This window comes from Paraburkholderia sp. RL17-373-BIF-A (assembly GCF_046030175.1).
Classification (GTDB): Bacteria; Pseudomonadota; Gammaproteobacteria; order Burkholderiales; family Burkholderiaceae; genus Paraburkholderia.
In genome coordinates this window covers 25,963-48,985 of record NZ_JARESO010000011.1, presented here as the reverse complement: position 1 = coordinate 48,985, position 23,023 = coordinate 25,963, and the positions used below count along the sequence as shown (strand labels likewise).

The 23,023-nt window shown below is 64.0% G+C and carries 22 protein-coding genes and 1 pseudogene; 14 read left to right on the top strand and 9 right to left on the bottom strand.

Going from position 1 to position 23,023, the window contains the following annotated elements; translation table 11 throughout:
* Positions 1-56: 56 nt before the first annotated feature.
* The 3 genes from P0D80_RS15765 to P0D80_RS15755 all read right to left on the bottom strand — a co-directional run bounded on the left by P0D80_RS15765 (position 57) and on the right by P0D80_RS15755 (position 3,520).
* On the bottom strand, positions 57-830 hold the full coding sequence (locus tag P0D80_RS15765; RefSeq protein WP_132377452.1) for a slipin family protein: 774 nt from the start codon (positions 828-830) through the stop codon (positions 57-59).
* Complete coding sequence (locus tag P0D80_RS15760) at positions 827-2,398, bottom strand: NfeD family protein (protein WP_408285135.1); 1,572 nt, start codon at positions 2,396-2,398, stop codon at positions 827-829. Before P0D80_RS15760 ends, P0D80_RS15765 begins: the two co-directional genes overlap by 4 nt.
* Positions 2,399-2,482: 84 nt before the next feature.
* Complete coding sequence (locus P0D80_RS15755) at positions 2,483-3,520, bottom strand: AraC family transcriptional regulator (RefSeq protein WP_408285132.1); 1,038 nt, start codon at positions 3,518-3,520, stop codon at positions 2,483-2,485.
* A 270-nt stretch (positions 3,521-3,790) separates the two neighbouring features.
* Between P0D80_RS15755 and P0D80_RS15750 the strand changes: the two genes are divergently transcribed.
* From P0D80_RS15750 to P0D80_RS15725, 6 genes are all read left to right on the top strand, one after another.
* The gene (locus tag P0D80_RS15750; RefSeq protein WP_132379340.1) at positions 3,791-4,924 is read left to right on the top strand and encodes an acyl-CoA dehydrogenase; all 1,134 of its coding nucleotides are present in this window, start codon (positions 3,791-3,793) and stop codon (positions 4,922-4,924) included.
* Positions 4,925-5,033: 109 nt separating this feature from the next.
* Entirely contained in the window at positions 5,034-6,725 is a 1,692-nt protein-coding gene (locus P0D80_RS15745) for an AMP-binding protein (protein WP_408285130.1), read from the top strand.
* Between the two features lie 59 nt (positions 6,726-6,784).
* Complete coding sequence (locus tag P0D80_RS15740; protein WP_408285127.1) at positions 6,785-8,296, top strand: CoA-acylating methylmalonate-semialdehyde dehydrogenase; 1,512 nt, start codon at positions 6,785-6,787, stop codon at positions 8,294-8,296.
* Between the two features lie 34 nt (positions 8,297-8,330).
* On the top strand, positions 8,331-9,236 hold the full coding sequence (mmsB, locus tag P0D80_RS15735; RefSeq protein WP_408285125.1) for a 3-hydroxyisobutyrate dehydrogenase: 906 nt from the start codon (positions 8,331-8,333) through the stop codon (positions 9,234-9,236).
* Positions 9,233-10,048 carry an enoyl-CoA hydratase gene (locus P0D80_RS15730; protein WP_408285122.1) on the top strand — a complete coding sequence of 272 codons (816 nt, stop codon included), beginning with the start codon at positions 9,233-9,235 and terminating at the stop codon, positions 10,046-10,048. The genes mmsB and P0D80_RS15730 overlap by 4 nt, the downstream gene beginning before the upstream one ends.
* Entirely contained in the window at positions 10,048-11,196 is a 1,149-nt protein-coding gene (locus P0D80_RS15725; RefSeq protein ID WP_408285119.1) for an enoyl-CoA hydratase/isomerase family protein, read from the top strand. The genes P0D80_RS15730 and P0D80_RS15725 overlap by 1 nt, the downstream gene beginning before the upstream one ends.
* A gap of 169 nt (positions 11,197-11,365) precedes the next feature.
* Here P0D80_RS15725 and P0D80_RS15720 read toward each other — a convergent pair whose 3' ends face one another.
* The 3 genes from P0D80_RS15720 to P0D80_RS15710 form a co-directional block, all read right to left on the bottom strand.
* The gene (locus P0D80_RS15720) at positions 11,366-12,622 is read right to left on the bottom strand and encodes an MFS transporter (RefSeq protein ID WP_408285116.1); all 1,257 of its coding nucleotides are present in this window, start codon (positions 12,620-12,622) and stop codon (positions 11,366-11,368) included.
* A 108-nt stretch (positions 12,623-12,730) separates the two neighbouring features.
* A complete protein-coding gene (locus tag P0D80_RS15715) occupies positions 12,731-13,570 on the bottom strand; it encodes a siderophore-interacting protein (protein WP_408285403.1) in 840 nt (279 codons plus the stop codon).
* 151 nt (positions 13,571-13,721) lie between these two features.
* Positions 13,722-14,633 carry a PadR family transcriptional regulator gene (locus P0D80_RS15710; RefSeq protein WP_408285113.1) on the bottom strand — a complete coding sequence of 304 codons (912 nt, stop codon included), beginning with the start codon at positions 14,631-14,633 and terminating at the stop codon, positions 13,722-13,724.
* 115 nt (positions 14,634-14,748) lie between these two features.
* Between P0D80_RS15710 and P0D80_RS15705 the strand changes: the two genes are divergently transcribed.
* A complete protein-coding gene (locus P0D80_RS15705; RefSeq protein WP_408285110.1) occupies positions 14,749-14,982 on the top strand; it encodes an HU family DNA-binding protein in 234 nt (77 codons plus the stop codon).
* 249 nt (positions 14,983-15,231) lie between these two features.
* Positions 15,232-15,413 (top strand): annotated as a pseudogene (locus P0D80_RS15700) (dienelactone hydrolase family protein); the annotation flags it as partial.
* A gap of 39 nt (positions 15,414-15,452) precedes the next feature.
* On the opposite strand, the gene P0D80_RS15695 reads toward P0D80_RS15700, so the two are convergent.
* The 3 genes from P0D80_RS15695 to P0D80_RS15685 form a co-directional block, all read right to left on the bottom strand.
* Entirely contained in the window at positions 15,453-16,226 is a 774-nt protein-coding gene (locus P0D80_RS15695) for a maleate cis-trans isomerase family protein (RefSeq protein ID WP_408285108.1), read from the bottom strand.
* A 68-nt stretch (positions 16,227-16,294) separates the two neighbouring features.
* Positions 16,295-17,644 carry an MFS transporter gene (locus P0D80_RS15690; protein WP_408285106.1) on the bottom strand — a complete coding sequence of 450 codons (1,350 nt, stop codon included), beginning with the start codon at positions 17,642-17,644 and terminating at the stop codon, positions 16,295-16,297.
* Between the two features lie 235 nt (positions 17,645-17,879).
* The gene (locus P0D80_RS15685; RefSeq protein ID WP_408178093.1) at positions 17,880-18,470 is read right to left on the bottom strand and encodes a TetR/AcrR family transcriptional regulator; all 591 of its coding nucleotides are present in this window, start codon (positions 18,468-18,470) and stop codon (positions 17,880-17,882) included.
* A gap of 188 nt (positions 18,471-18,658) precedes the next feature.
* Between P0D80_RS15685 and P0D80_RS15680 the strand changes: the two genes are divergently transcribed.
* Genes P0D80_RS15680 through P0D80_RS15655 form a run of 6 tightly spaced genes read left to right on the top strand, consistent with a single transcriptional unit; the run spans position 18,659 to position 23,019 of the window.
* Complete coding sequence (locus tag P0D80_RS15680; RefSeq protein ID WP_408285103.1) at positions 18,659-19,948, top strand: aromatic ring-hydroxylating oxygenase subunit alpha; 1,290 nt, start codon at positions 18,659-18,661, stop codon at positions 19,946-19,948.
* Positions 19,949-19,953: 5 nt separating this feature from the next.
* Complete coding sequence (locus P0D80_RS15675) at positions 19,954-20,358, top strand: hypothetical protein (RefSeq protein ID WP_408178091.1); 405 nt, start codon at positions 19,954-19,956, stop codon at positions 20,356-20,358.
* A 33-nt stretch (positions 20,359-20,391) separates the two neighbouring features.
* Positions 20,392-20,808: a cupin domain-containing protein gene (locus tag P0D80_RS15670; RefSeq protein ID WP_408178090.1), complete on the top strand. Its 417-nt coding sequence runs from the start codon at positions 20,392-20,394 to the stop codon at positions 20,806-20,808.
* The gene (locus P0D80_RS15665) at positions 20,805-21,179 is read left to right on the top strand and encodes a cupin domain-containing protein (RefSeq protein WP_408178089.1); all 375 of its coding nucleotides are present in this window, start codon (positions 20,805-20,807) and stop codon (positions 21,177-21,179) included. Before P0D80_RS15670 ends, P0D80_RS15665 begins: the two co-directional genes overlap by 4 nt.
* Complete coding sequence (locus tag P0D80_RS15660; protein ID WP_408285101.1) at positions 21,176-22,435, top strand: NAD(P)/FAD-dependent oxidoreductase; 1,260 nt, start codon at positions 21,176-21,178, stop codon at positions 22,433-22,435. Before P0D80_RS15665 ends, P0D80_RS15660 begins: the two co-directional genes overlap by 4 nt.
* On the top strand, positions 22,435-23,019 hold the full coding sequence (locus tag P0D80_RS15655; RefSeq protein ID WP_408285099.1) for a nuclear transport factor 2 family protein: 585 nt from the start codon (positions 22,435-22,437) through the stop codon (positions 23,017-23,019). Before P0D80_RS15660 ends, P0D80_RS15655 begins: the two co-directional genes overlap by 1 nt.
* Positions 23,020-23,023: the final 4 nt, after the last annotated feature.

Sequence of the window (23,023 nt, the reverse complement as noted above, 5' to 3'; positions counted from 1 at the left end):
GAAGGCAATGCACCATTTCGCCCAGCGATTCAAACCGGGCTGAATGATCCTGTGACTCAGGGCGGCGACGGTTTGCTGAAGCGGTCCAACACGGCGCTCAGCAAGTCGATCGGCAGCGGGAAAACGATCGTCGAATTCTTGTCGGCGGCAATCGTCGTGAGCGTTTGCAGGTAGCGCAACTGCATCGCCTGGGGCTGGCGCGAGAGCGTCTGCGCCGCTTCCAGCAGGTGCTGCGAGGCCTGCAATTCGCCCTCCGCGTGAATCACCTTGGCGCGCCGCTCGCGCTCGGCTTCGGCTTGACGGGCAATCGCGCGGATCATCGTTTCGTTGATATCCACGTGCTTGATTTCCACGATCGATACCTTGATGCCCCACGCGTCGGTCTGCGCGTCCAGCACTTTCTGGATATCGGCGTTCAATTGCTCGCGATCCGCCAGCAGTTCGTCGAGTTCGTGCTTGCCGAGCACCGCGCGCAGCGTCGTTTGCGATAACTGGCTGGTCGCTTCAAAGTAACGCGCCACCTGGATCACCGCTTTCTCCGGATCGACCACGCGGAAATACACCACCGCGTTGACCTTCACCGAGACGTTGTCGCGCGTGATCACGTCTTGCGGCGGCACGTCGAACACGACGGTGCGCAGGTCCATACGCACGGCCTGCTGCACGATCGGAATGATCAGCACGAGGCCCGGTCCCTTGACCTTCCAGAAGCGCCCGAGCATGAACACGACGCCGCGTTCGTACTCCCGAAAAATCCGTATCGATGAGGCAATCAGCGCGGCCACCAGCAGAATCAGAATGCTGCTGAAGCCGAATGTGAAACCGATCATGAGCTTTCTCCTTGTTGTCGTGCTTCCGCGGGCACCACGGTCAACGTCAGGCCGCGCCGCGCCGTAACGCGCACCGCATGGCCCGCCGCAACCGGGGCCGTGCTGGACACCCGCCAGCGTTCCCCATGCACTTGTGCCCAACCGCCCAGCGCGCCATCCGCGGTGAGGTCCGCCGGCGACAGGCCGCCGTCGAGCACCACGCCGACGCTGCCGATCAGCGCTTCCGAACCCGTCACCACCGGGCGGCGCCGCGCGTGCAGCGCGAGTCGCGATACGCCCAGCACGAACACCACGCTGAACACGGCCACGGCGGTGATCATCGGCAGAGGGATGCCGTAGCCGGGCACGTCGGTATCGATCAGCATCAGCGCGCCGATCACGAACGCGACCACGCCGCCGAAGCCGAGCGAGCCGAAGGTCGGCAGAAACGCCTCGCCGATCAGGAACGCTATGCCGAGAAAGATCAGACCGAGGCCGACGTAGTTGATCGGCATCATCTGCATGGCGAAGAGGCCGAGCAGCAGGCTGATCGCGCCGACCACGCCGGGCAGCACGAAGCCCGGATTGGCGAATTCGAAGAACAGGCCGTACATGCCGATCATCAGCAGGATCAGCGCGACGTTGGGATCGGTGATCACGGCGAGGAAATGGCTGCGCCAGTCGGCTTCGAGCGTGACGATCGGGGCGTTGGCCGTATTGAGCTTGACGTTGCCCGCGCTCGTGACGATCGCCCGGCCGTCCAGTTGGCGCAGCAGGTCGGGCACATCGCGCGCATTCAGATCGACGACGTGCTGTGCGAGCGCGTCCGCCGCCGACAGGCTCACGGCTTCGCGGACCGCACGCTCGGCCCAGTCGGTGTTGCGCCCGCGCATCTGGGCGAGGCCGCGAATATAGGCGGCGGCATCGTGGACCTGCTTGCGCAGTTCGGTCGATTGGGTGTCGAGCGGCAGGGCGCTGGCGGAGCCGGTGGGCGCGGACGCCGCGGGTTTTGCCGACCCGCCGCTGCCACCGCCGCCGCCAATGCCGGGCAAGCCCGGCGTTCCGCCGCCCCCCGGCGGCTCAGCGCCGCCAATGCCCATCTGGATCGGCGTCGCCGCGCCGAGATTGGTGCCCGGCGCCATCGCCGCGATGTGGCTCGCATAGACGATATACGTGCCGGCGCTCGCCGCACGCGCGCCACTCGGGGCAATGAACGTGGCGACCGGCACGGGCGAGGCGAGAATCGCCTTGATGATCTGCCGCATCGACGTATCGAGCCCGCCCGGCGTATCGAGTTGCAGCACGGCAAGCTGCGCGCGATCGTCAGCGGCGCGCTGCAGACTGCGCACGATGAAGTCGGCGCTGGCCGGACTGATCGCCCCGTTCACCGGAATGACGACGACGCTGTTGGGGGCGACGGCGGCGCGAAGTGGGACATTAGCGACATTCAATTCGCATGACGCGAATCCAAACGTCAAAAGCACGCCGAGCACGGTCATGCCGCGCATCAACCGGCCCACGACATCGCCACGGATAAGCGACATGCGCGAGCCAGACTGCCGGAACGGGAGACGTGGATACGTGCTCATCGCTGACGGCTGCCGCGCGCGGTCAGGGCGTATCGACCGGCGCGGGCCGATACCCCAAAAGAAGGCTGGCCTGCTCCTTACAGCTTAGTCCGATTCCGCCCGGCGCGTGAAATCCGCGCGCGCCGGACGGTAATCGGTCGGCCGCATGCCGGTCCACTTGCGAAACGCGCGATGAAACGCGCTCGGTTCGGCAAAGCCCACCGAGGTCGCGATGTCTGCGATGGTGCGGTCGGTGTCCTGCAGTTCGCCGATCGCGATGTCGCGCCGCAGGTCGTCCTTGATCGACTGATACGTATAGCCTTCCTGTTTCAAACGCCGCCGCATGGTGGCCTCGGCGACGTGCAGGCGATCGGCCATCTGATCGGCGGCGGGCCAGCCGGCCATCGGCATGGCGCGCAGCATCTTGCGCACGCGCGCCGCGAGCGAGCCGGGATTGCGGTACTTGACGATGAAGCTGCCGGGCGCATCGCGCAGGAAGGGCTTGACCGATTTGGTCGTCTGAATCACGGGCAGGTCGAGAAACGCCGGCGCGAGGTCCACGTACGACTCGGCCTGATCGAAGCTCATCTGATCGCAGAACATCAACCGGTACTCGTGCGCGGCGGGCGGCTCGGCGCAGCGAAAGCGCGCCTCGAGCAACGGAATGCGCCGCCCGACCAGCCAGCACAACAGCCCATACACGAGGATGAAGTAGGTCGCGTAGGCGAACATGGCCGTTGGCGGCGCGCCGGCGTTTTCCACGAAGCGCAGGCGCACGCGCTGCGCGTCCGTTTCGATCCGCACGCCGAGATCGTCCAGCACCAGGCGCATGAAACCGACCGCGCGTGCCAGCGCCTGGGCGCCATTGCGCGCGGTGAGCGCCGTCTGCGTCATGGCGATGAAGCTGCCGCTTTTCATGCGATGCGAATCCTGGCCGAAGAACTCGTCGTCCATCGCGCGCGCAATCGCCGCCCACAGCGCGCCGTATTGCGCCGACGACACCCGGCTTTTCTGCGACGCCAGCATCGGCGCCGCGATGCCGGCGGCTTCGGCAAGCGGCAGCGCGTCGAGGCCGCGCGAGCGCGCCAGCGCGAGCGCTTCCTCGACCATGCTGACGGAAATCGTCCCTTTATCGTTTTTCATGCGTGTCCGGCTTTACGGAGAGTCTGGCAAAAGCGCTCAGCGTTTTCCTTGTGGAAATTCGCCAAGTGCCTGAAATCGTGGACGTATGCGGCCTCATATCGTAACAGTATGGCAAATGCGCTCAATCAGAATGATCGGGCTGAGCATCGAACCTGCCCGGCGGCTTGCCTACACTGGGCCTCAACCGATCGCGCACAGCCTGCCTTGGGCGACGCCGCCACGAGGCGCGACATGAGCCGCGATCACACGCACAGCACAGGACCGAGCGCCATGGACAGCTTCTACACCGACGAACAACGGATGATCCGCGACGCCGCTCGCGACTTCGCCACCGAGCGGCTCGCCCCGCATGCGGGTCAATGGGACCGCGACGCGCAACTGCCCGCCGAGGTCGTCAAGCAGATGGGCGACCTTGGTTTTCTCGGCATGATCGTGCCGGCGGAGTGGGGCGGCTCCTACACCGACTACGTGGCCTATGCGCTCGCGCTCGAAGAGATCGCCGCGGGCTGCGCCGCCTGTGCCACGCTGATGAGCGTGCACAACTCGGTCGGCTGCGGGCCGCTTCTCAACTTCGGCACGGAAGCACAAAAAGACCGCTATTTGCAGGACCTCGCGACCGGCCGCCGCATCGGCGCGTTCTGCCTGACCGAGCCGCAGGCCGGCTCGGAGGCGAACAATCTGCGCACGCGCGCCGTGCTGCGCGACGGCAAGTGGATTCTCAATGGCAGCAAGCAGTTCGTGACCAACGGCTCGCGCGCCGACCTCGCGATCGTCTTCGCCGTCACCGATCCCGAGCGCGGCAAGCGTGGTCTGTCGGCCTTCATCGTGCCGACCGATACGCCGGGTTTCAACGTCGGCAAGCCGGAACACAAGCTCGGCATTCGCGCCTCCGACACCTGTCCGATTTCGCTCGACGACTGCGCCGTGCCGGAAGCCAATCTGCTCGGCGAGCCGGGCGAAGGCTTGCGCATCGCGCTGTCGAATCTCGAAGGCGGCCGCATCGGCATTGCCGCGCAGGCGGTCGGCATCGCGCGGGCCGCGTTCGATGCCGCGCGTCTCTACGCAAACGAACGCATCCAGTTCGGCAAGGCGTTGAAGGAGCATCAGACTATCGCCAACATGCTCGCCGACATGGCCACGCGCCTGAACGCCGCGCGCCTGCTCGTGCATCACGCGGCGCGGCTGCGCACGGCGGGCAAGCCGTGTTTGTCGGAGGCTTCGCAGGCCAAGCTGTTCGCGTCGGAACTGGCCGAGGAAATCTGCTCGAACGCGATCCAGATTCACGGCGGCTATGGGTATCTCGAAGACTACGCGGTGGAGCGCCATTACCGCGACGCGCGCATCACGCAGATTTACGAAGGGACCAGCGAAGTGCAGCGCATGCTGATCGCGCGGCATGTGTAAATAGAAGTGAGGCTGGTTTTGAGTGCAAAATAGCTTGCCCGCCGAGTAGAAAGCAGTGCAACGCGGGACAAAAAAAGCGGAGCGCATACCGCGCCACCAGGAGACGACGATGACTGCAGCGAAGGCCTTTTTCGACGCGCGCGACCTGTTATTGCGCCATCGAACCGACTACGACCGCGCGTACCGCGAATTCGCGTGGCCGGCACTAGGCGAGTTCAACTGGGCGCTCGACTATTTCGACGTAATCGCGCGCAATAACGACAATCCCGCTCTGTGGATCGTAGACGATCCCGCCAGCGACGGCCTGCGCCTGTCCTACGCGCAGATGTCGGAGCGCTCGGCGCGCATGGCGAATTTCCTGCGCGGCATGGGCGTGGGCCGCGGCGACCGTCTGCTGCTGATGTTGCCGAACCGCGTCGAACTGTGGGACGTGATGCTCGCGGCCATGAAGCTCGGCGCGATCGTGCTGCCCGCCACCACCCAGCTTTCCGCCGACGACGTGCGCGACCGCGTGCAGATCGGCGGCGCGAATTTCGCGGTGGTCGATAGCGCGGAGCTGGCCAAATTCGATGCGCTCGAAGCGCCGCTCACGCGCCTGTCGGTGGGCACGCCGCGCGAGGGCTGGATCGATCTCTCCGCGGCCTATGACGCATCGCCGCAATTCACGCCCGAGGGCGTCACGCGGGCCACCGATCCGATGCTGTTGTATTTCACCTCGGGCACGACCTCGAAGCCCAAGCTCGTCGAACACACGCATCAAAGCTATCCGGTCGGCCATCTGTCGACGATGTACTGGATCGGTCTGCAACCGAACGATATCCATTGGAACATCAGCTCGCCGGGCTGGGCCAAGCACGCGTGGAGCTGCTTCTTCGCGCCGTGGAATGCGCAGGCCTGCGTGTTCGTTTTCAACTTCCCGCGCTTCGTGCCGAAAGACACGCTGAACGCGCTGGTGCGTTTCAACATCACCACGCTGTGCGCGCCGCCGACCGTCTGGCGCATGCTGGTGCAGGAGCATCTCACCGCCTACCCGGTCAAGCTGCGCGAAATCGTCGGCGCCGGCGAGCCGTTGAATCCCGAGGTCATCGAGCGCGTGAAGCACGCGTGGGGCATCACGATACGCGACGGTTTCGGCCAGACCGAGACCACATGCCAGATCGGCAACTCGCCGGGCCAACCGGTCGTGCCCGGTTCGATGGGGCGCCCGCTGCCGGGCTACACCATCGAGCTCATCGATGCCGACGACCAGCCCGTCACGGAAGGCGAAATCGCGCTGCCGCTGGCCGAACGGCCGCTCGGTTTGATGACCGGTTACGCGAACAACGCCAAGGCTACCGCACAGGCCATGCGCAACGGTTTCTATCGCACGTCCGACGTCGCGCTGCGCCGTGACGACGGCTACTACGTCTATGTCGGCCGCGCCGACGACGTCTTCAAATCGTCCGATTACCGCCTGAGTCCGTTCGAACTCGAAAGCGTGCTGATCGAACACGAGGCGATCGGTGAGGCCGCCGTGGTGCCGAGCGCCGACGCTCTGCGTCTGTCGGTGCCCAAGGCGTTCGTCACCGTGCGCCAGGGTTACGAAGCCGGCCCCGAACTCGCGCGCGCGGTGTTCGCGTTCTCGCGCGAAAAGCTCGCGCCGTACAAGCGGATTCGCCGCCTGCAATTCAGCGAGTTGCCCAAGACCATTTCCGGCAAGATTCGCCGCGTCGAATTGCGGCGCCGCGAAATGGAGCGCGAGGCCGAGCCCGCGCGCCTGCCTGATGAGTATTGGGAAGAAGATTTCCCGGATCTGCGTTGATTTTATTTGTCCCCAGTCACTGTCCGGCCGCCTCGCGGCCACTGCAGAGGAGTTTCAGCATGAGCGCAATTGCTGCCGTTGCCACCGTCAAGTTGCTGATCAACGGCGAGTTCGTCGAATCGAAGACCAGCGAATGGCGCGACATCGTCAATCCCGCCACGCAAGAGGTGCTGGCGCGCGTCCCGTTCGCCACCGCCGATGAGGTGAACGAAGCCATCCGTTCCGCCCACACCGCGTTCAAGACCTGGAAGGACACGCCGATCGGTGCGCGCATGCGCATCATGCTGAAGTACCAGGCGCTGATTCGCGAGCATATGCCGCGTATCGCGAAGACCTTGAGCGCGGAACAGGGGAAGACGATTCCCGATGCCGAAGGCGATATCTTCCGCGGCCTCGAAGTGGTCGAGCATGCGTGTTCGATCGGCACCTTGCAGCAGGGCGAATTCGCGGAGAACGTGGCGGGCGGCGTTGACACGTACACGCTGCGGCAACCGATCGGCGTGTGCGCCGGCATCACACCGTTCAACTTCCCGGCGATGATCCCGCTGTGGATGTTCCCGATGGCAATCGTGTGCGGCAATACGTTCGTGTTGAAGCCTTCCGAGCAGGACCCGCTCTCGACCATGCAACTGGTCGAACTCGCGCTCGAAGCCGGTGTGCCGAAGGGCGTGCTGAACGTGGTGCACGGCGGCAAGGAGGTGGTCGACGCGCTCTGCACGCACGAACTGGTTAAGGCGATTTCGTTCGTCGGCTCGACGGCGGTCGGCACGCACGTGTACCGCCTCGGCAGCGAGCACGGCAAGCGCGTGCAATCGATGATGGGCGCGAAAAACCACGCCGTGGTGCTGCCCGATGCGAACCGCGAGCAGACGCTGAACGCGCTGGCTGGCGCAGGATTCGGTGCAGCGGGACAGCGCTGCATGGCGACCTCGGCGGTTGTGCTGGTGGGCGCGGCGCAGCAATGGTTGCCGGACCTGGTCGCCAAGGCCAAGACGCTGAAAGTCAACGCGGGCAACGAACCGAACACGGACATCGGCCCGGTGGTTTCGCGCGCGGCAAAGCAGCGCATTCTCGGCCTGATCGAAACCGGCGTGAAAGAAGGCGCCACGCTCGCGCTCGACGGTCGCGGCGTAAAAGTGCCGGGCTACGAGCAAGGCAACTTCATCGGTCCGACGGTCTTTAGCGACGTCACCACTGAAATGGAAATCTACCGTCAGGAAATTTTCGGGCCGGTGCTGGTGGTGCTGAACGCGGCAACGCTCGATGACGCGATCGCGCTGGTCAACCGCAATCCGTTCGGCAACGGCGTGGGCCTCTTCACGCAGAGCGGCGCGGCGGCACGCAAATTTCAGAGCGAGATCGATATCGGTCAGGTCGGCATCAACATTCCGATTCCGGTGCCGGTGCCGTTCTTCAGCTTCACCGGTTCGCGCGGCTCGAAACTCGGCGATCTCGGCCCGTATGGCAAACAGGTCGTGCAGTTCTACACGCAGACCAAGACCGTCACCGCCCGCTGGTTCGACGACGACACCGTCAACGACGGCGTCAATACGACCATCAGCCTGCGCTGAGTCCACGCGGCTTCTGAAGACTGGAGACGAGATCATGAAAATAGGCTTTATCGGACTCGGCAACATGGGTGCGCCGATGGCGCACAACCTGCTCAAGGCGGGCCACGCGGTCAACGTGTTCGACCTCAACGCGCAAGCCGTGCAGGCGCTCGTCGATGCCGGCGCGAAAGCGGCGGGTTCGCCGAAAGCGGCGGCGACCGACGCGGAATGCGTGATCACCATGCTGCCCGCCGCCGCCCATGTGCGCAGCGTGCTGACCGCGGACGACGGCATCTTCGCCGGCATCGCGAAGGGCGTGACCATCATCGATTCGAGCACGATCGATCCCGCGAGCGTGAAATCATTCGCCGAACTCGCGCAGCAACACGGCAACACTTTTGTCGACGCGCCCGTGTCCGGCGGCACTGGCGGCGCGGCGGCCGGCACGCTGACCTTCATGGTCGGCGGCAGCGCGAGCGCGTATGAGCTGGTCAAGCCGGTACTCTCGGCGATGGGTAAGAACATCGTGCATTGCGGCGATACCGGCACGGGCCAGGTCGCGAAGATTTGCAACAACCTCGTGCTCGGCATCACGATGGCGGGCGTGGCCGAAGCCATGTCGCTCGGCGAGGCGCTCGGCATCGACGCGAATGTGCTGGGCGGCATCATCAATACGTCGACCGGGCGCTGCTGGAGTTCGGACACGTATAACCCGATGCCCGGTGTGATCGAGACAGCGCCGTCCACGCGCGGTTACACCGGCGGCTTCGGCACAGATCTGATGCTCAAGGACTTAGGACTCGCCACCGACGCCGCTAAAACCGCGCGTCAACCGCTCTATCTCGGCGCGCTCGCGCAACAGCTTTACCAGACGATGAGCACGAAAGGCGCGGGACGTCTCGACTTTTCCGCGGTCATCAAGCTTTATCGTCAGGACGGCAAGGACGGAGGCGCGGCATGATCGAACTCGACTACGCGCACGAAGGCGCCGTCGCGCAACTCACCCTCAAGCGGCCGCCCGCCAACGCGTTCACGCCCGAGGGCTTGTTGCAATTGCAGCAGACCGTCGAGCGCCTGAACGGCGAGGCGCGCGTGCGGGCAATCGTGATTACCGGCGACGGCCCCAAGTTCTTCAGCGCGGGCGCAGACCTGAACACGTTCGCCGACGGCAACCGCGGAGTCGCGCGCACCGCGGCGGCGCGCTTTGGCGCGGCGTTCGAGACCTTGCAGAACGCGCGGCCGGTGGTGATCGCGGCGATCAACGGGTATGCGATGGGCGGCGGGCTCGAATGCGCGCTGGCTTGCGATATTCGCATCGCCGAACAACATGCGTTGCTGGCGTTGCCCGAGACGGCAGTCGGCTTGCTGCCCTGTGGTTGCGGCACGCAGACGCTGCCGTGGCTGGTTGGCGAAGGCTGGGCCAAGCGGATGATTCTGACCGGCGAGCGCGTCGATGCGGCGACGGCGTTGCGCATCGGTCTGGTCGAAGAAGTGGTGGAGAAGGGCGCGGCGCGCGAGGCCGCGCTGGCCATGGCGGCGCGTGTCGCTACGTTGAGTCCGCAGGCGGTCGGCTTCAGCAAGACGCTGATTCATCAGGGGCGCAACGGCGTGCCGCGCGCGGCGGCGCTGGCGCTGGAGCGCGAGCGCTTTGTCGATCTGTTCGACGGCGCCGATCAGCGCGAAGGCGTCAATGCGTTCCTCGAAAAGCGCACGCCGCGCTGGCAGGTGACGCAGGCCGCGCAGGCGGATTCCTCGCAGCAGGAGACGCGTTGATGAGCGCATTGCAAAGCGTCATAGCCGAAACGAGCCTCGAAGCGGAACGCGAGATCCTGTTTCGCGTGGTGAATCGCGTGGCGATCATCACGCTGAACCGTCCCGCCGCGCTCAATGCGCTTTCGCACGCGATGGTGCGCGAGCTTGCCGTGCTGGTCGAGCATTGCCGCACCGACGACGGCATCGTCGCGCTCGTGCTGAAAGGCGCGGGCGCCAAAGGTTTCTGCGCGGGCGGGGACGTGCGCGAAGTGCAGCGGCTCGCGAAGAACGGCGACAGCCGGTGGCTCGCGTTCTTCGTCGACGAATACCGGCTCGACTATGCGCTGCACACGTTTCCGAAGCCGGTGGTCGCGTTGCTCGACGGCATCGCGATGGGCGGCGGCATGGGGCTCGGCCAGGGGGCGCGGCTGCGCATCGTGACCGAGCGCAGCAAGATCGCCATGCCGGAGACGCGCATCGGCTTTCTGCCGGACGTCGGCGCGACACGCTTTCTGAGCGTGATGCCGGCGGAGCTCGAGCTATATGTCGGGCTGACCGGCGCGACCTTGTCCGGCGCCGATGCGTTGCGCCTGCAACTGGCCGATCTGTGCGTGCCGGCCGAATGGCTCGCCAGTTTCGAAGAGCGTCTGCAGCGCATGCCGCTCGAAGGCGATCTGATGGCTGCCTTGCGCGGCGTGTTCGAGCCGCCGTGCAACATCATTCCGCACGCGCCGCTGGCCGCGTTCACGCAACTGATCTTGCGGCATTTCGACCGCCGTTCGAGCGTCGAGCGGATGGTCGCGACGGTGCGGCACGACCTGGAGCGCGAGCCGCCGCGCGAGGTGAAGCAGTGGTTGCAATCCATCTACGATGCGCTGACCAGCCATTCGCCCACCATGCTTTACGTCACGCGTGAGGCGCTTTTGCGTGGGCGGCAGATGAGCTTGGCCGAGTGCTTCCGCATGGAGTTGGGTATCGTCAAACGCGTGATCGAGGAGGGTGACTTCTGTGAAGGCGTGCGAGCCCAGTTGATCGATAAGGATCGCAAGGCGCGCTGGGCACCTGCCACGCTCGCCGAGGTGCGGCCCGAGCGCGTCAAACATTTTCTCGCCTCGCCGTGGAAGAGCGAGGCGCATCCGCTGGCTGCGTTGGGCGCGCAGCAGGGGTGAAAGTGGGGAGGGCACTGTGTGCAAGCGCCGCTGAAGGAGGCCGCGCTGCGTCTGGCCGAAGGCGGCATCAAGTTCGTGGTGGTGGCCGGCCAACTGAACGATGCCCGCCTAACAGACTGAAGCGTCTCCGCGCGGCGCCTTGCACAACAGCGCCGCGCGAGACACGCAATCAACTTTCGCCGACCGCTTCAGCATGCAACATCCCAGGCGCCGGCGCATCGCCTTGCGCGCCGCGTACGCGGGAAACCCACAACACGCCGGCCAGCGCGACCGCAACCGAAGCCCAGCCGACCGTCCCGTAACCGATGATCTGGCCGCTCGGCGAACTGCTGAGCATCAAGCCGCCGATCCATGCGCCGCATCCCGTGCCCAATGCCTGGAGCGCACTGTTCGCGCTGAGAAAAGCGCCGCGCCGGGCAGGCTCGGGCACGGTGGTCAGCAGTGCCTGCATGGGCACCATGCGCCCGGACATCAGCACCATGAAAACTGGGAAAAACATCACCAGCGCGTAAAACGGCAGATTCGGCAGATGCGTGACGAACAGCACCGGCAAAAACGCGAGTACCGCCGCGATCCGGAACACGCGCCGCGTGCCGTAACGATCCGCGAGTTCGCCCACCCGGCGCGAAGTGAAGAACGTCGCTGCGCCACCGGCCATATAGAGCCATGACAATTGCTCGGGCGCCACGCCGTGATTGACGACCAGCACCGGCGAAATGAACGGAATCACCAGCATGTGCGCGACCATCATCATGAAGGTCAGCGCAAACGCATTCAGATGCCGCGGGTTGCTCAGGAGCCGCCACAAATCCGGCAGCACTTCCGCGAGCGGCGGCTGACGGCGGCTCAAATGCTCCGCCAGCGATGGCACCAGTTGCCGTCCCGCCGTCCACACGAGCAGCGACAGCGCCACCAGCAGGAAGAACGGCGCGGCCCAGCCGAAGTGCGCGCCGAGCATCACGCCGGCCGGCACGCCCGCAATCGCCGCGAGGGAAAAGGCGGTCATGATCGTGCCGGTGGCGGCGCCGCGGCGCTGAACCGGGATCACGTCGCCGACGATCGCCATGATCACCGAGCCCAGCACGCCGCCCGTGATGCCCGCGAACGCGCGTGCGGCCAGCAGCAGCGGAAAGCTGCTCGCCAGCGCGCACGCCAGGTTCGACAGCGCGAACAGCGCATACATGGTCAGCAGCAGACGGCGCCGGTCGAAGCGGTCGATATAGGTCGCCGCGAACAGTCCCGACAGTCCCGAGCACCACGAATACGCCGACACGGCCGTCGCGAATGCAGCCGGCGTGATCGCGAACGCGTGCATGATCTGCGGGCCGAGCGGCATCATCACCATGAAGTCCATGATGATGGTGAACTGCGTCAGCGCGAGCAGCCACAGCAGGCGGCGTTCGTGCTTTGCGCTTATTGAGTACATCGATCGATTCCTTGTTGTTGTTTTTGGAAGCACAGTGCTCGCGCGACTCGCGCCGCCGCCGGATCGCACGCGCCTCAAAACGCATGTGATCCCGCGGACGGCCGACACTCAATCGTCGAGCGTTTCGTGCACCGCTTCGGCGCCCTGTTTCCAGTAGCTGGCCGCGCGAATGCGTGATTTGTCGACGCCGCGTTCCGTGCACAGGTGATAGCGCACTGCGCGCATCGTCGCGGCTTCGCCGGCTGCCCAGACATAGCCTTCGCCGTTTTCGGGCAGGTAGGTGTCGCGCACGGCCTGCAGCAAGGCCTCGCCGCGCACACCCGCTTCGCTGCGATAGCGCCACACGAGATGCAACTCGGCCTGCGTCGTGAATTCGATCTGCGCCGACGGATCAGCCACTTCGATCACGGCCGCGACGCGCTTGCCGGCCGGCAGCTCTTCGAGACGCCGGGCGATGGCGGGCAACGCGGTATCGTCGCCGATCAGCAGATGCCAGTCGAAGCCCTTAGGTATCACGAGCGAACCGCGCGGGCCGCCGATACCGAGATACTGGCCCACTTTGGCTTGCGCCGCCCACGTCGCCGCGGGGCCCGCTTCGTGCATTGCAAACTCGATGTCGAGTTCGCCCGCCTCGCGATCGAAGCGGCGCGGCGTGAAATCGCGCGCGATCGGACGCGGCTGGCCGGCGGGAAACACCGGACCGTCGGGGCCCGCTTCAGGCAGCACCGGCTTGTCCGCGCCGGGTTCGGGGAAGAACACCTTGAGGTGGTCGTCGAACGAAGCGGAGACGAAGTCGTGCAGATCTTCGCCCGTGAATGTGACGCGGATCAGATGCGGGGTCAGCGCGCGCACCTGCTTGACTTGCAGCAGACGGAACTTCAGCGGATGGCGTACGCGGTGGACTGCGAGGCCGGTTTGATTGTCGGTTTGGTGGTCTTTAGTCGGGATAAGAGTGGTGCTCCTGTCGACCAGAGGTTGGCGCTTGAGCGCCTTGCTCCGGTCCCATGCAAGATGGTTGCGGTTGGTTCGATGGGCGCGCGCTCACGCGCGGGCGGCGCTCCCGGCGTGCAAGCGCACGCGGGGAACGGGCGGCACGATTTCAACGGGCCGCTTCGCCGCCGTTGCCGTTTTCGCTGTTGTCCGGTTTGACTTCGCTTTCGATTTCTTTCGCCGCGCGCATCAGAATTTCAGCGATGCGGCGCTGCTGCGCCGCCGGCGCGTTGTCACGGCGCAGCAACGCATGCTTCAGGGCTCGGCGCGCTTCGTTCAGTTCGGGCAGCCAGCCGCCTTCGCTGATGTCGGCCGGCTCTTCGCCGGCAAACGCGCGGCGCACCGAATCCATCTTGCGGGCGATATGGCTCAGCTTGGCCAGCATCAATTCGACGCGGTCGCGGTTGGCGGCCAGATATTCGCGGCCCGTTTCCGACAGTTCGTAGCGCTTGCGGTTGCCTTCGAGTTGCACGGTCACGTAGCCGAGTTCTTCCAGATACGTGAGCGCTGGATAGACCATGCCCGGGCTCGGACTGTAAAAGCCGTTCGAGCGCGTTTCGAGCGCCTTGATCAGTTCGTAGCCGTGGCTCGGCTGCGTGCCGATCATCGACAGGAGCAGCAGTTGCAGGTCGTCGGAACTGAATTTGCGGCCGCGCGGAAAACCGTCGCCGTCGCCGCCGAAGCCGCCCGGGCCGCCGCCGAAGCGCCCGCCACGCCCGCCGCCGCGATGCTCGTGATGACGGCCGATGGCGTGCCACAGCGCATGCAGCGAGAAGCGGTCGTAGCCGTGACGGCCAGGGCCGCCGCGCAGGTCGCCACGGAATTCGTCGCGGTCACTGCGGCCGCGTTCGCCGCGACGGCGTTCGAAGCCGTCACCGCGTGCTTCGCCGCCGCGCTCGCCCCGATAGTCGTGGTGATGGGCAAAGGCGTGCCAGAACGCATGAAGTGCGCCGCGTTGGTGGCCGGTGGAGAAAGTGTCGTCCGCTGTGCGCGGACGCGAAAAACGGTGTCGATGACGCATCTTGGTACTCCCGCTTGTGTCTTAAGATGTGTCTTAAGATATATATCTTAAGATAGTTTGTCAACTTCCTCTTTTTTTGTATCGGCGCACAACAAAGTGTGCGGGAACGCGAAAATTGCGTTTCGGGAACACCGGTGAGGCGATTGACGCGGTGATCGCGGCCATCACCGGTGAACTGACTAAGGGAAAGACGGTGCAGCTGATCGGCTTTGGTTCGTTTTCGACCGGCGCGCGTGCCGCACGGGTCGGCCGCAACCGGGCGACCGGCGCCGAGATCCAGATCCCGGCCGCAAAGACAGTCAAGTTCACCGCGGGCAAGGCGTTCAAGGATGCAGTGAACGGGGCCTGAGGCCACGGGCAAGCCGTCAGACGTCATTGCCAACGGTCTCTTGGTCGAATCACTGCGACCGGACGAGGCGGCAGTCGCGCAGGAACATAGTGTTCAGACTGTCGGCCTGGACTCAGCGCGGCTGGCCTGGTAGCATTTTTCTGCGGGAGGCCGTGTCGTACGTCAGCCTCGAACTTGGTTACGCTAGCAGCGTTACTGAACTTGCTAGCGCTCCTGTGAACACGGCTAGCATCAATTGTGAACGCCAACAACAAGCTTTACACCGAGCAGGTCTATTGGATCAAGCGTCGGAGCTGGTGAAGGTCGGCGTGCTCGATCCAACCGGTTTGCCGAATACCGGAATCCTGACCGCAAAGAAGTTGATCGAAGAAAGCTTGCCGAGCAATACGCTGATGCGCAACTGGGCCAGCAGCGAAGGCAAGCCGGTCTGATGCGCGTCGAGTCGCCGGCTTCGGCCGGTTAAGCGCGCGTTACCGCAGCGGCGATACTTCTTGCAAGGTCTTGGCACGCGCATCGGGAGGAACCTGTTCGTGCGCGAGGGCCTTCGCGAGAAGTGAGCCGTAGCGGGTGGGCCGCTCGACAATTCCGAACCTGCACAGGCAATGCCAAAGCAGAGCGGCATTGCTCGTGACGACGGGGACCCCGACCTCGATTTCAAGCGTCTCGATCACCGGGCTGACGTGAATGCCCGCACAACTTATCAATAAGGCGTCGAAGCTACCTGCAATGCCTGCCGCTAGATCGAGCCACGATTGCGGCGTGATCGCCGCCTGTTCCCAAGGCGTCTGGCATGGCAGGCTTGCATGGCCGACGACATCGATCCCCTGTCCGCGCAGAAAGCCTATCTCCTTCAACACGACCTCTTGCCGATAGGGTGTCAGCAGCGCAATTCTCGAGGCCGACAGGGCGTCCAAAGCAGCGAGAACCGCATCGATGGTCGTGACAGCGGCAATGCCCGTCGCGTCCGTAATGCGCCGCCTGATTGTCTCGGAGCCATTCACCACACCAGCCGCCGTGCAATTCAACGCGATCAGATCGACTTTCGCGTCGGCGAGCAGGCCCGCATGGTATTCAAGGTTGTCGATGATGTTCGTGTCGGATTCGAGCGACGTATCGCGGAACGGCAAGCGCGTTGTCACGAACTGCACGCCCTCGGGCGCCATCAACTGAACCTCGAAGTCGCAGAGTCCGCCAGACGGATAGAGATGACCGATCCGGGCCAAGGTGCCAAAGCCGAGGCTCATTGTTTTGTCTCCATGGTGTGTTTTGTGAAAAGCGTGCCGCGCGATCCGCGCGTGCGCGGCAAATCTTTTCAACCTTCCAGCGAAACACTCGACGAGTCGAGCCGTGCCATGCGTGAGTGCGGGTCGCCGGTCAAAGCGATGGCCAGTGCGGCAACTAGTGCGGAGGCGGCAAACGCATAGAAATTCCATTGGACTTCGACGTTGTGCGCGGCGAGATAGGCGCCCACCATCGGACCGCTCATCGCGCCGAAACGTCCGATGCCAACGGCCCAGCCGGTCGCGCTCGCGCGCGCATGGGCGCGGTAGAAGTTGGCGATGAAGCCCAACTGAACCATTGCGACGCCAATGCTGCCGAAGCCGGCGAGTGCGACGAGCGCATAGTTGAAGACAAGGCTTCCCTTGAGGGTGAGGCCGCACACCGCGAGCGCGCCAATGATATAGCCCGCAACGATGGTCTTGCGCGCGCCCAGCCGGTCGCTGATCTGACCGATGAGGATGCCGCCCAACGCGGACGACAGCATGAATACTGCGAGAAACGACAGACTCGAACCGAGGTCGTAACCGAGCTTGCGCATGAGTTGCGGCAGCCACGTACCCAGGCCGTAGATCACCAGCACGGCGGCGACCTGAGCTACCCACAGGCAAATCGTTGCCCAGAAATTCTGCGGCGAGAACACTTCGCGGAACACGGCGCCAAGCGAGGGTTCCGGTGCCGCGCCGCGGCTTGCGCGCTGAAACACGGATGAATCGATGCCCAGGCGTTGGGCCAAAGTCTTCGCCTGAGTTTCTCGGCCCTTCGCAAGCAGAAAGTCGAGTGATTCAGGCAGAAGCCACACGAGAAGAGGAACCGCTAACAGCGGACTTGCCCCGAGCGCAACGACGAAGCGCCATCCGTGGGATTGCACAAAGAAAATACCGATGACCGCGGATAGCAGCGCGCCGAGCGAGTAGCCCGAGTACATCAGCGCGAAATTCAGATTGCGCTTGTCGGACGGCGAATATTCGACGGTCAGTGCCGCCGCCGCCGAAATGACTCCGCCAAGGCCGAGCCCGCCGATGAAGCGGCTGACGGAGAACACGAACGGCGTCGGTGCCCACGCTGCGCCGAGCATCGACAATGAGAAGAGGGCGACACAACTGATCAGCAGCAGTTTTCTGCCCACCAGGTCGCTGATCACGCTGATGAAATACGACCCGAACAAGGTACCGAACAGGGCGGCACTACCCATGGCGCCGATTTCCATCGGGGTGAGCTTCCAGACCGGGTCGCTCAGCAGGGACGGGACGATCGTTCCCATCACGCCGATGTCGTAGCCCTCGGCGACGATCGTCAGGAAACACAGAACCAGGACCAGATACGTGGTTCTGGACGGCGGGTTGAATGAACGTAATTGCGCGCTTTCGGAGATTGCGGCCATGCCAGCACCTCAGGCAAATAGTAAACGCCATTGATTGCCCGGCCATCCGATTGTCCGGCAGGTTCGGCCCGCGCTCCAGCGCTGATTCAGTGTGCGCCGCAGCGAGGTCTCACGCCTTGAACAACCCGAGGATCAGGGAGTCCGGCCGCTGAAATCAGCAGCCTAAATACAGAATGACATTCTTTTTTGCGTGCTGTCAAAGTTTTCAAAATTCCGCTTCGTTGCGGATGAACCGCTAGTGCGCTTCCGGTTCCTGCTCGCCTAGCAGCAGGTCGGCCATCATGGCCGAGATCTGGTCGATGTCGCGATCGTCGCCGATCCGGTGATTGATGACGAAGCCATCGAACGCCATCCAGATGAGGTGGGACAGCAAATCGCCGTGGACCACGCTCGCCCGTTCCCGCGGAAGCGAGTCGAGCAAAAGCTGTGTGACGAACGCCTCGACAGGTTGCAGCAGATTGACCGGCTTGCGCAGGTCTGCGGGCGCGGTCGCCAGCGCGTCGATGAGCGAGTTGGCAAAAGCATGATCGGCTGCCGGAATATCCGCCCAGATTCCACTGATGATACGGCGAATCTTGCTGCGCGGATTCGACAGCAGCATCACCTCGGTGCGCAGCGCGTGCAGTTGCCGCGTCAGCCACGGCTGATAGATCTCATACAGGATGATCAGTTTCGAATCGAAGTACACATACAGGTTCGCCACGGTAGTACCCGCCTCGCGCGCGATCTCGGTCATGGTGGTCGCCGAATAGCCCTTGCGGCTGAATGCCGCGAAGGCCGACGCCAGAATTGCCTCGCGAATTCCTGCTTTTTTTACCTGCGGCACCGCGCCTCCCTCGGTAGGTGATTCAACTGATTGACCCGCCATTCTAACAATCGCCTGCGCGCCGGATGTCTCGTCAGCGACGCCGCTTCAAAAAGTTTTCACAAAGAGCTTGACAGCATTTTTCGTTGAAAACAGAATGATATTCATTATTCAGCGATTCAGCACTCACCTCACGAAGGACGCCGTTCATGAATGCGATTCCCGCCCCGGAGGGCACGTTGACCGCGCGCTACGCGGAACTAGGCGCTGGACTGATTCCCGTCGAGCCCTATATTTCTCCCGGGTACTACGAGCGCGAAAAGGCGCACATCTTCAAGAAGACCTGGTTGCAGGTCGGCCGCGTGGAGGAAATCCCCGAGGCGGGCGATTACTTCGTCAAGAAGCTCGACGCGTGCGACACGGAGATCATCGTCGTGCGCAACAAGCGCGGTGAGATTCGCGCAATGCACAACGTCTGCTCGCACCGGCTGAATCAGATTGCGTACGACAAGACCGGACATACGCGCAAATTCTTCTGCAAGTTCCACGGCTGGGCGTACGACCTGGACGGCAATTTGACGGGCGTGCCGGACGAGCAATGTTTTTTCGGGCTCGACTTCAAAGATTACGCACTGACGCGCGTGGCGTGCGACGTATGGCAAGGATTCATCTTCGTCAACATGGACCCGCAGCCCAGGCTCTCGCTCGCCGACTTTCTCAGGCCGATGTACGGCGAGGTCGAAGGCTATCCGTTCGACAAGCTGAAGGTGGGCTTCGCGTGGGAAACGGTGGTCGACTGCAACTGGAAGCTCGCGCTCGACGCGTTCCAGGAGGCGTATCACGTCGCGTATGTGCACGGCAATTCGATCGCCGACGCCATCGACAGTAGCGCGGGCGGCAGCATGCCGCCGCTCGACGCGCTGTGCGGCGAGTTCCATCGACGTCTGTCGCTGGCGGGCAACCAGAAGTCGGTCTATGGAAACCCGAAAGCGGTGACATCGGGCGGCGCGGCCGCGGCCGAAGCATTGTCCGACGCCGGTTCGAAACGCCCAATCGCCGCGGCGGCATTGCGCGCGGGCATTGGCAGCGCGCGTCATGAGTTTCCGCTCGACGCGTTGCCCAAGGGTGTCAACTGGACGAAGAGCGAGAACTGGCTGTTCGACATCAACGTGATGTTTCCGGACTTCTATCTGTCGCTGCGTCCCAACTACTGCCAGGCCTACAACTTCCGTCCGATCGCGCATAACAAGACGCTTTTCGAAGCGCGCGTGTATTACCCGGAAATGACGACGCCAGGTGGCCGATTCTTCCTCGAGTACATGAAGGTGGCGTTGCGCGACGTGCTGCTCGAAGACCTCAGCACGCTCGAACGTACGCAACGGGCGGCGGAAACCGGCGTGAAGAAATTCATGGTGCTGCAGGACAACGAGCTGCTGGTGCGGCACAGCTATCACGTCATCGAACGCCTGTTGGCGCAAGCCGAAGCCACTGCGGAGTAAACGTCATGGAACAGAAAGTCATCGTCGTCACGAAGCGCGCGGATTTCACGCAGGACGCGTCGTCACGCGCGCCGCTGCCTGCCGCCTTCGAGGAGTTGAACCGCTTTGTCGACGTGTGGGCGTTGCCGAGCGAAACCGAACGGACGACGCGGCGCCATACGGCGGGCATGCCGGCCATCGTCGAATTCAAGGACGCGATGCTCGCCAGGGTCGACGACATCGTGGCATGGCTTAACCAGTTCGAACTGGACAAGCTGCCCGAAGACGCGAAGACACTGATGTGTCTGCTGCTGTCGCTGGCCGAAGTCGCGCCCGCTATCGAGTTCTACCAGCAGCCTTTCGTGATCGACGGATACGATCCCTTCCGCTTCGTGGCGGACGAAACGTTTTCGATGCGCCCCGCCATCTGACGCTCACACGCTCGGCCAGTAAAGGATCAGATCATGCCCAAGTGCCGCATTTTTGGTGTTGACCACGCACTCAAGGAGGTTGTCGCCGACGGCCTCTATATGAAGACGATGATCGGCGAGACGATGAGCGTCGCGGTCATCAAGTTCGTTGAAACGGCGGGCCACGGCCTGCCCGCGAATGCGCATAGCCACGGAGAAGAGGCGTCGCTGCAGATCAAAGGCGGCTGTTCGATTTTCGAGGTGCACGACAACGGCGCGGAGATCGAGCGGCGCCTGAACACGGGCGAGGGGATGATCATTCCCGCCGGCTTGAGCCACTACGGCGTCAACACCTACGAAGGCGCGGGCATGAGCATGCGTCTGAACGTGGTGACGCCGCCGCGTGCCGAATATCGCGGCGGCGACGAGGCTCCCTATTACCCGCTGGCCGGTCGGGAGAACGCATCGTGAGCGAAGCGATTCTGTCGAACGCCGGCGCCGTGCATTGCACGCTGCTTCCGGCCGTTCCCCATGAAGGCGCGGCGGCTCAGTTGCCGATCGTGCGAAATGTTGCCGACGGCGCGGCGCTTTCAGCGTCGACCCAACGCATGCAACGCGACGAACTCGTCGAATTTGATGCGGGCCTTCTTGGCGAAGAACTCGCCGCAGTGCTGGAAGGGCGCGTCGACATCGTCGCGGCGGATGAGCACTACGTCCTCTCGGCGGGCGAGGCCATCCTGATCCCGCCGCGCGAAGCGCGCCGCTATCGTTGCATCTCACCAGGCTGCGTGCTGTATCGCGTGACGTGCAACGCCGAAGCAAACAAGGAGCCGCAACAATGAGCTCGCCACATGTCGCGATTGTCGGCGCGGGTCATGCCGGCGGACGTGTCGCCCAGCATCTGAAAGCCCTGGGCCATGCCGGGCGAGTCACGCTGATCGGCGATGAACCGCATGCACCGTATGAGCGTCCCGCGTTGTCGAAGGAACTGCTGCTGGGTACGAAGACGCAAGAGAGCCTCGTGCTGACCTCGCCTGACTACTGGACCAGCGAGTCGCTAACGGGAGCCGGCATTGAGCGTGTGTGCGCGAGTGCGCGGAGACTAGACGTCGATTCACGGCGCCTGCATCTGGACAACGGCGCCACCGTGGACTTCGATCTGCTGGTCGTCGCGACGGGCGGCATGGCGAGGCGTCCGCGTTTCCCCACGCAGCCCGTCGAAGGTGTGCATACGCTGCGCACGCTGGACGATTGCCTCGCGTTGCGCACATCGCTGGAAGGCTGCCGCAAGCTTGCAATCATCGGCGCGGGCGTCATCGGGATGGAAGTGGCTTCGAGCGCGATCAGTCTTGGCGTGCCGGTGACGGTGCTGGAGGCCGGCGACGGCATCATGGGGCGCTGTCTGCCGCCGCAGGTGGCTGGATGGCTTGCACAGGAACATGCCGCGAAGGGCGTCGATGTGCGAACGCGGGTCAATGTCACGGACATCGTGCGCGCGGGCGGGGCGGACCGCGATGCGTTCGCGTTGCGCATCGACGCGTTGCAAGACGGCGCGCCGGTGACCATCGATGCCGACTGCGTGCTGGTCGCGATCGGCGTCGACTGCAATCCCGCATTCTTGCGCGGCACGGGACTCTCAGACGAACGCGGTGTCCTGGTCGATGAGTTCTGCCGCAGCCCCTCGGCGCCCTGGCTTTACGCCGCCGGAGACGCGGCCTGCGGATTGGACAGCGTATCCAGTCGCCACGTCAGGCAGGAAACGTGGCGCAACGCCGAGAATCAGGCGCGCGCCGTAGCCGGGATCATCACCGGGCGAATGGAACCGTATGCAGAGATTCAATGGATGTGGACGGATCAACTCGGCCACGCAATCCAGGTGACGGGCGTGCACGAACCCGGCGATGAAATCGTCGTGCGCGGCTCGCTTTCATTGGCGGACGCGACGGTGATTTCGCTGCGCGACGGTTGCGTGGCCGCGGGCGTGACGGTCAACCAGAGCCGTGAGCGGCGGCATCTGGAACGTCTCGTCAGCGCGCGCAGGCGCATCGAAACGGGCCGATTGGCCGACACGTCGGTTCCCTTGAAGGAGCTGGCGTGATGACGGAACGCAACTCGCCGATACAGTCGCTGGAGGCGCGCGTCGCCCGGCTCGAAGCGATCGACGCGATCCGCTCGCTGAAGGCACGCTACGCCGCGCTCGCCGATCAGAAATACACGAACGACTATCAACGGCAGCCGCAACCCGTGATGCACGAAATCGCGTTGCAGCAGGCCATGTGCTTCACGGAGCGCGCGGTGTGGACCGGCGGCGCGGGATTCGGCAACGACCTCGTCGGACGCGCCGCTCTGTGCGAATGGTTTCAGCGTTCGCCGTGGCGCTTCGCGATGCATTACTACGTGAGTGAAGCACTCGAAGTGACCGAGGCCATGCACGCGACTGGCAACTGGCGGCTCTGGCAACTCGCGCTGCGTGATGACGATGCGCGCGCGGTACTGCTTGGGGCGGTCACCGAAGAGAAGTATGAGCGTACGCCCTCCGGCACGTGGCTGATCAGTGAAATGCGCTTCACGCAGCTTCATATGATGGAGCCCGACGACCGGATGTCGCCGCTGGCAAGCGATTTCGCTTCGTTGACCGCATTGCGCAAGTCCGGACCCAGCGAAACGACCCGAACCGTTTGATGGA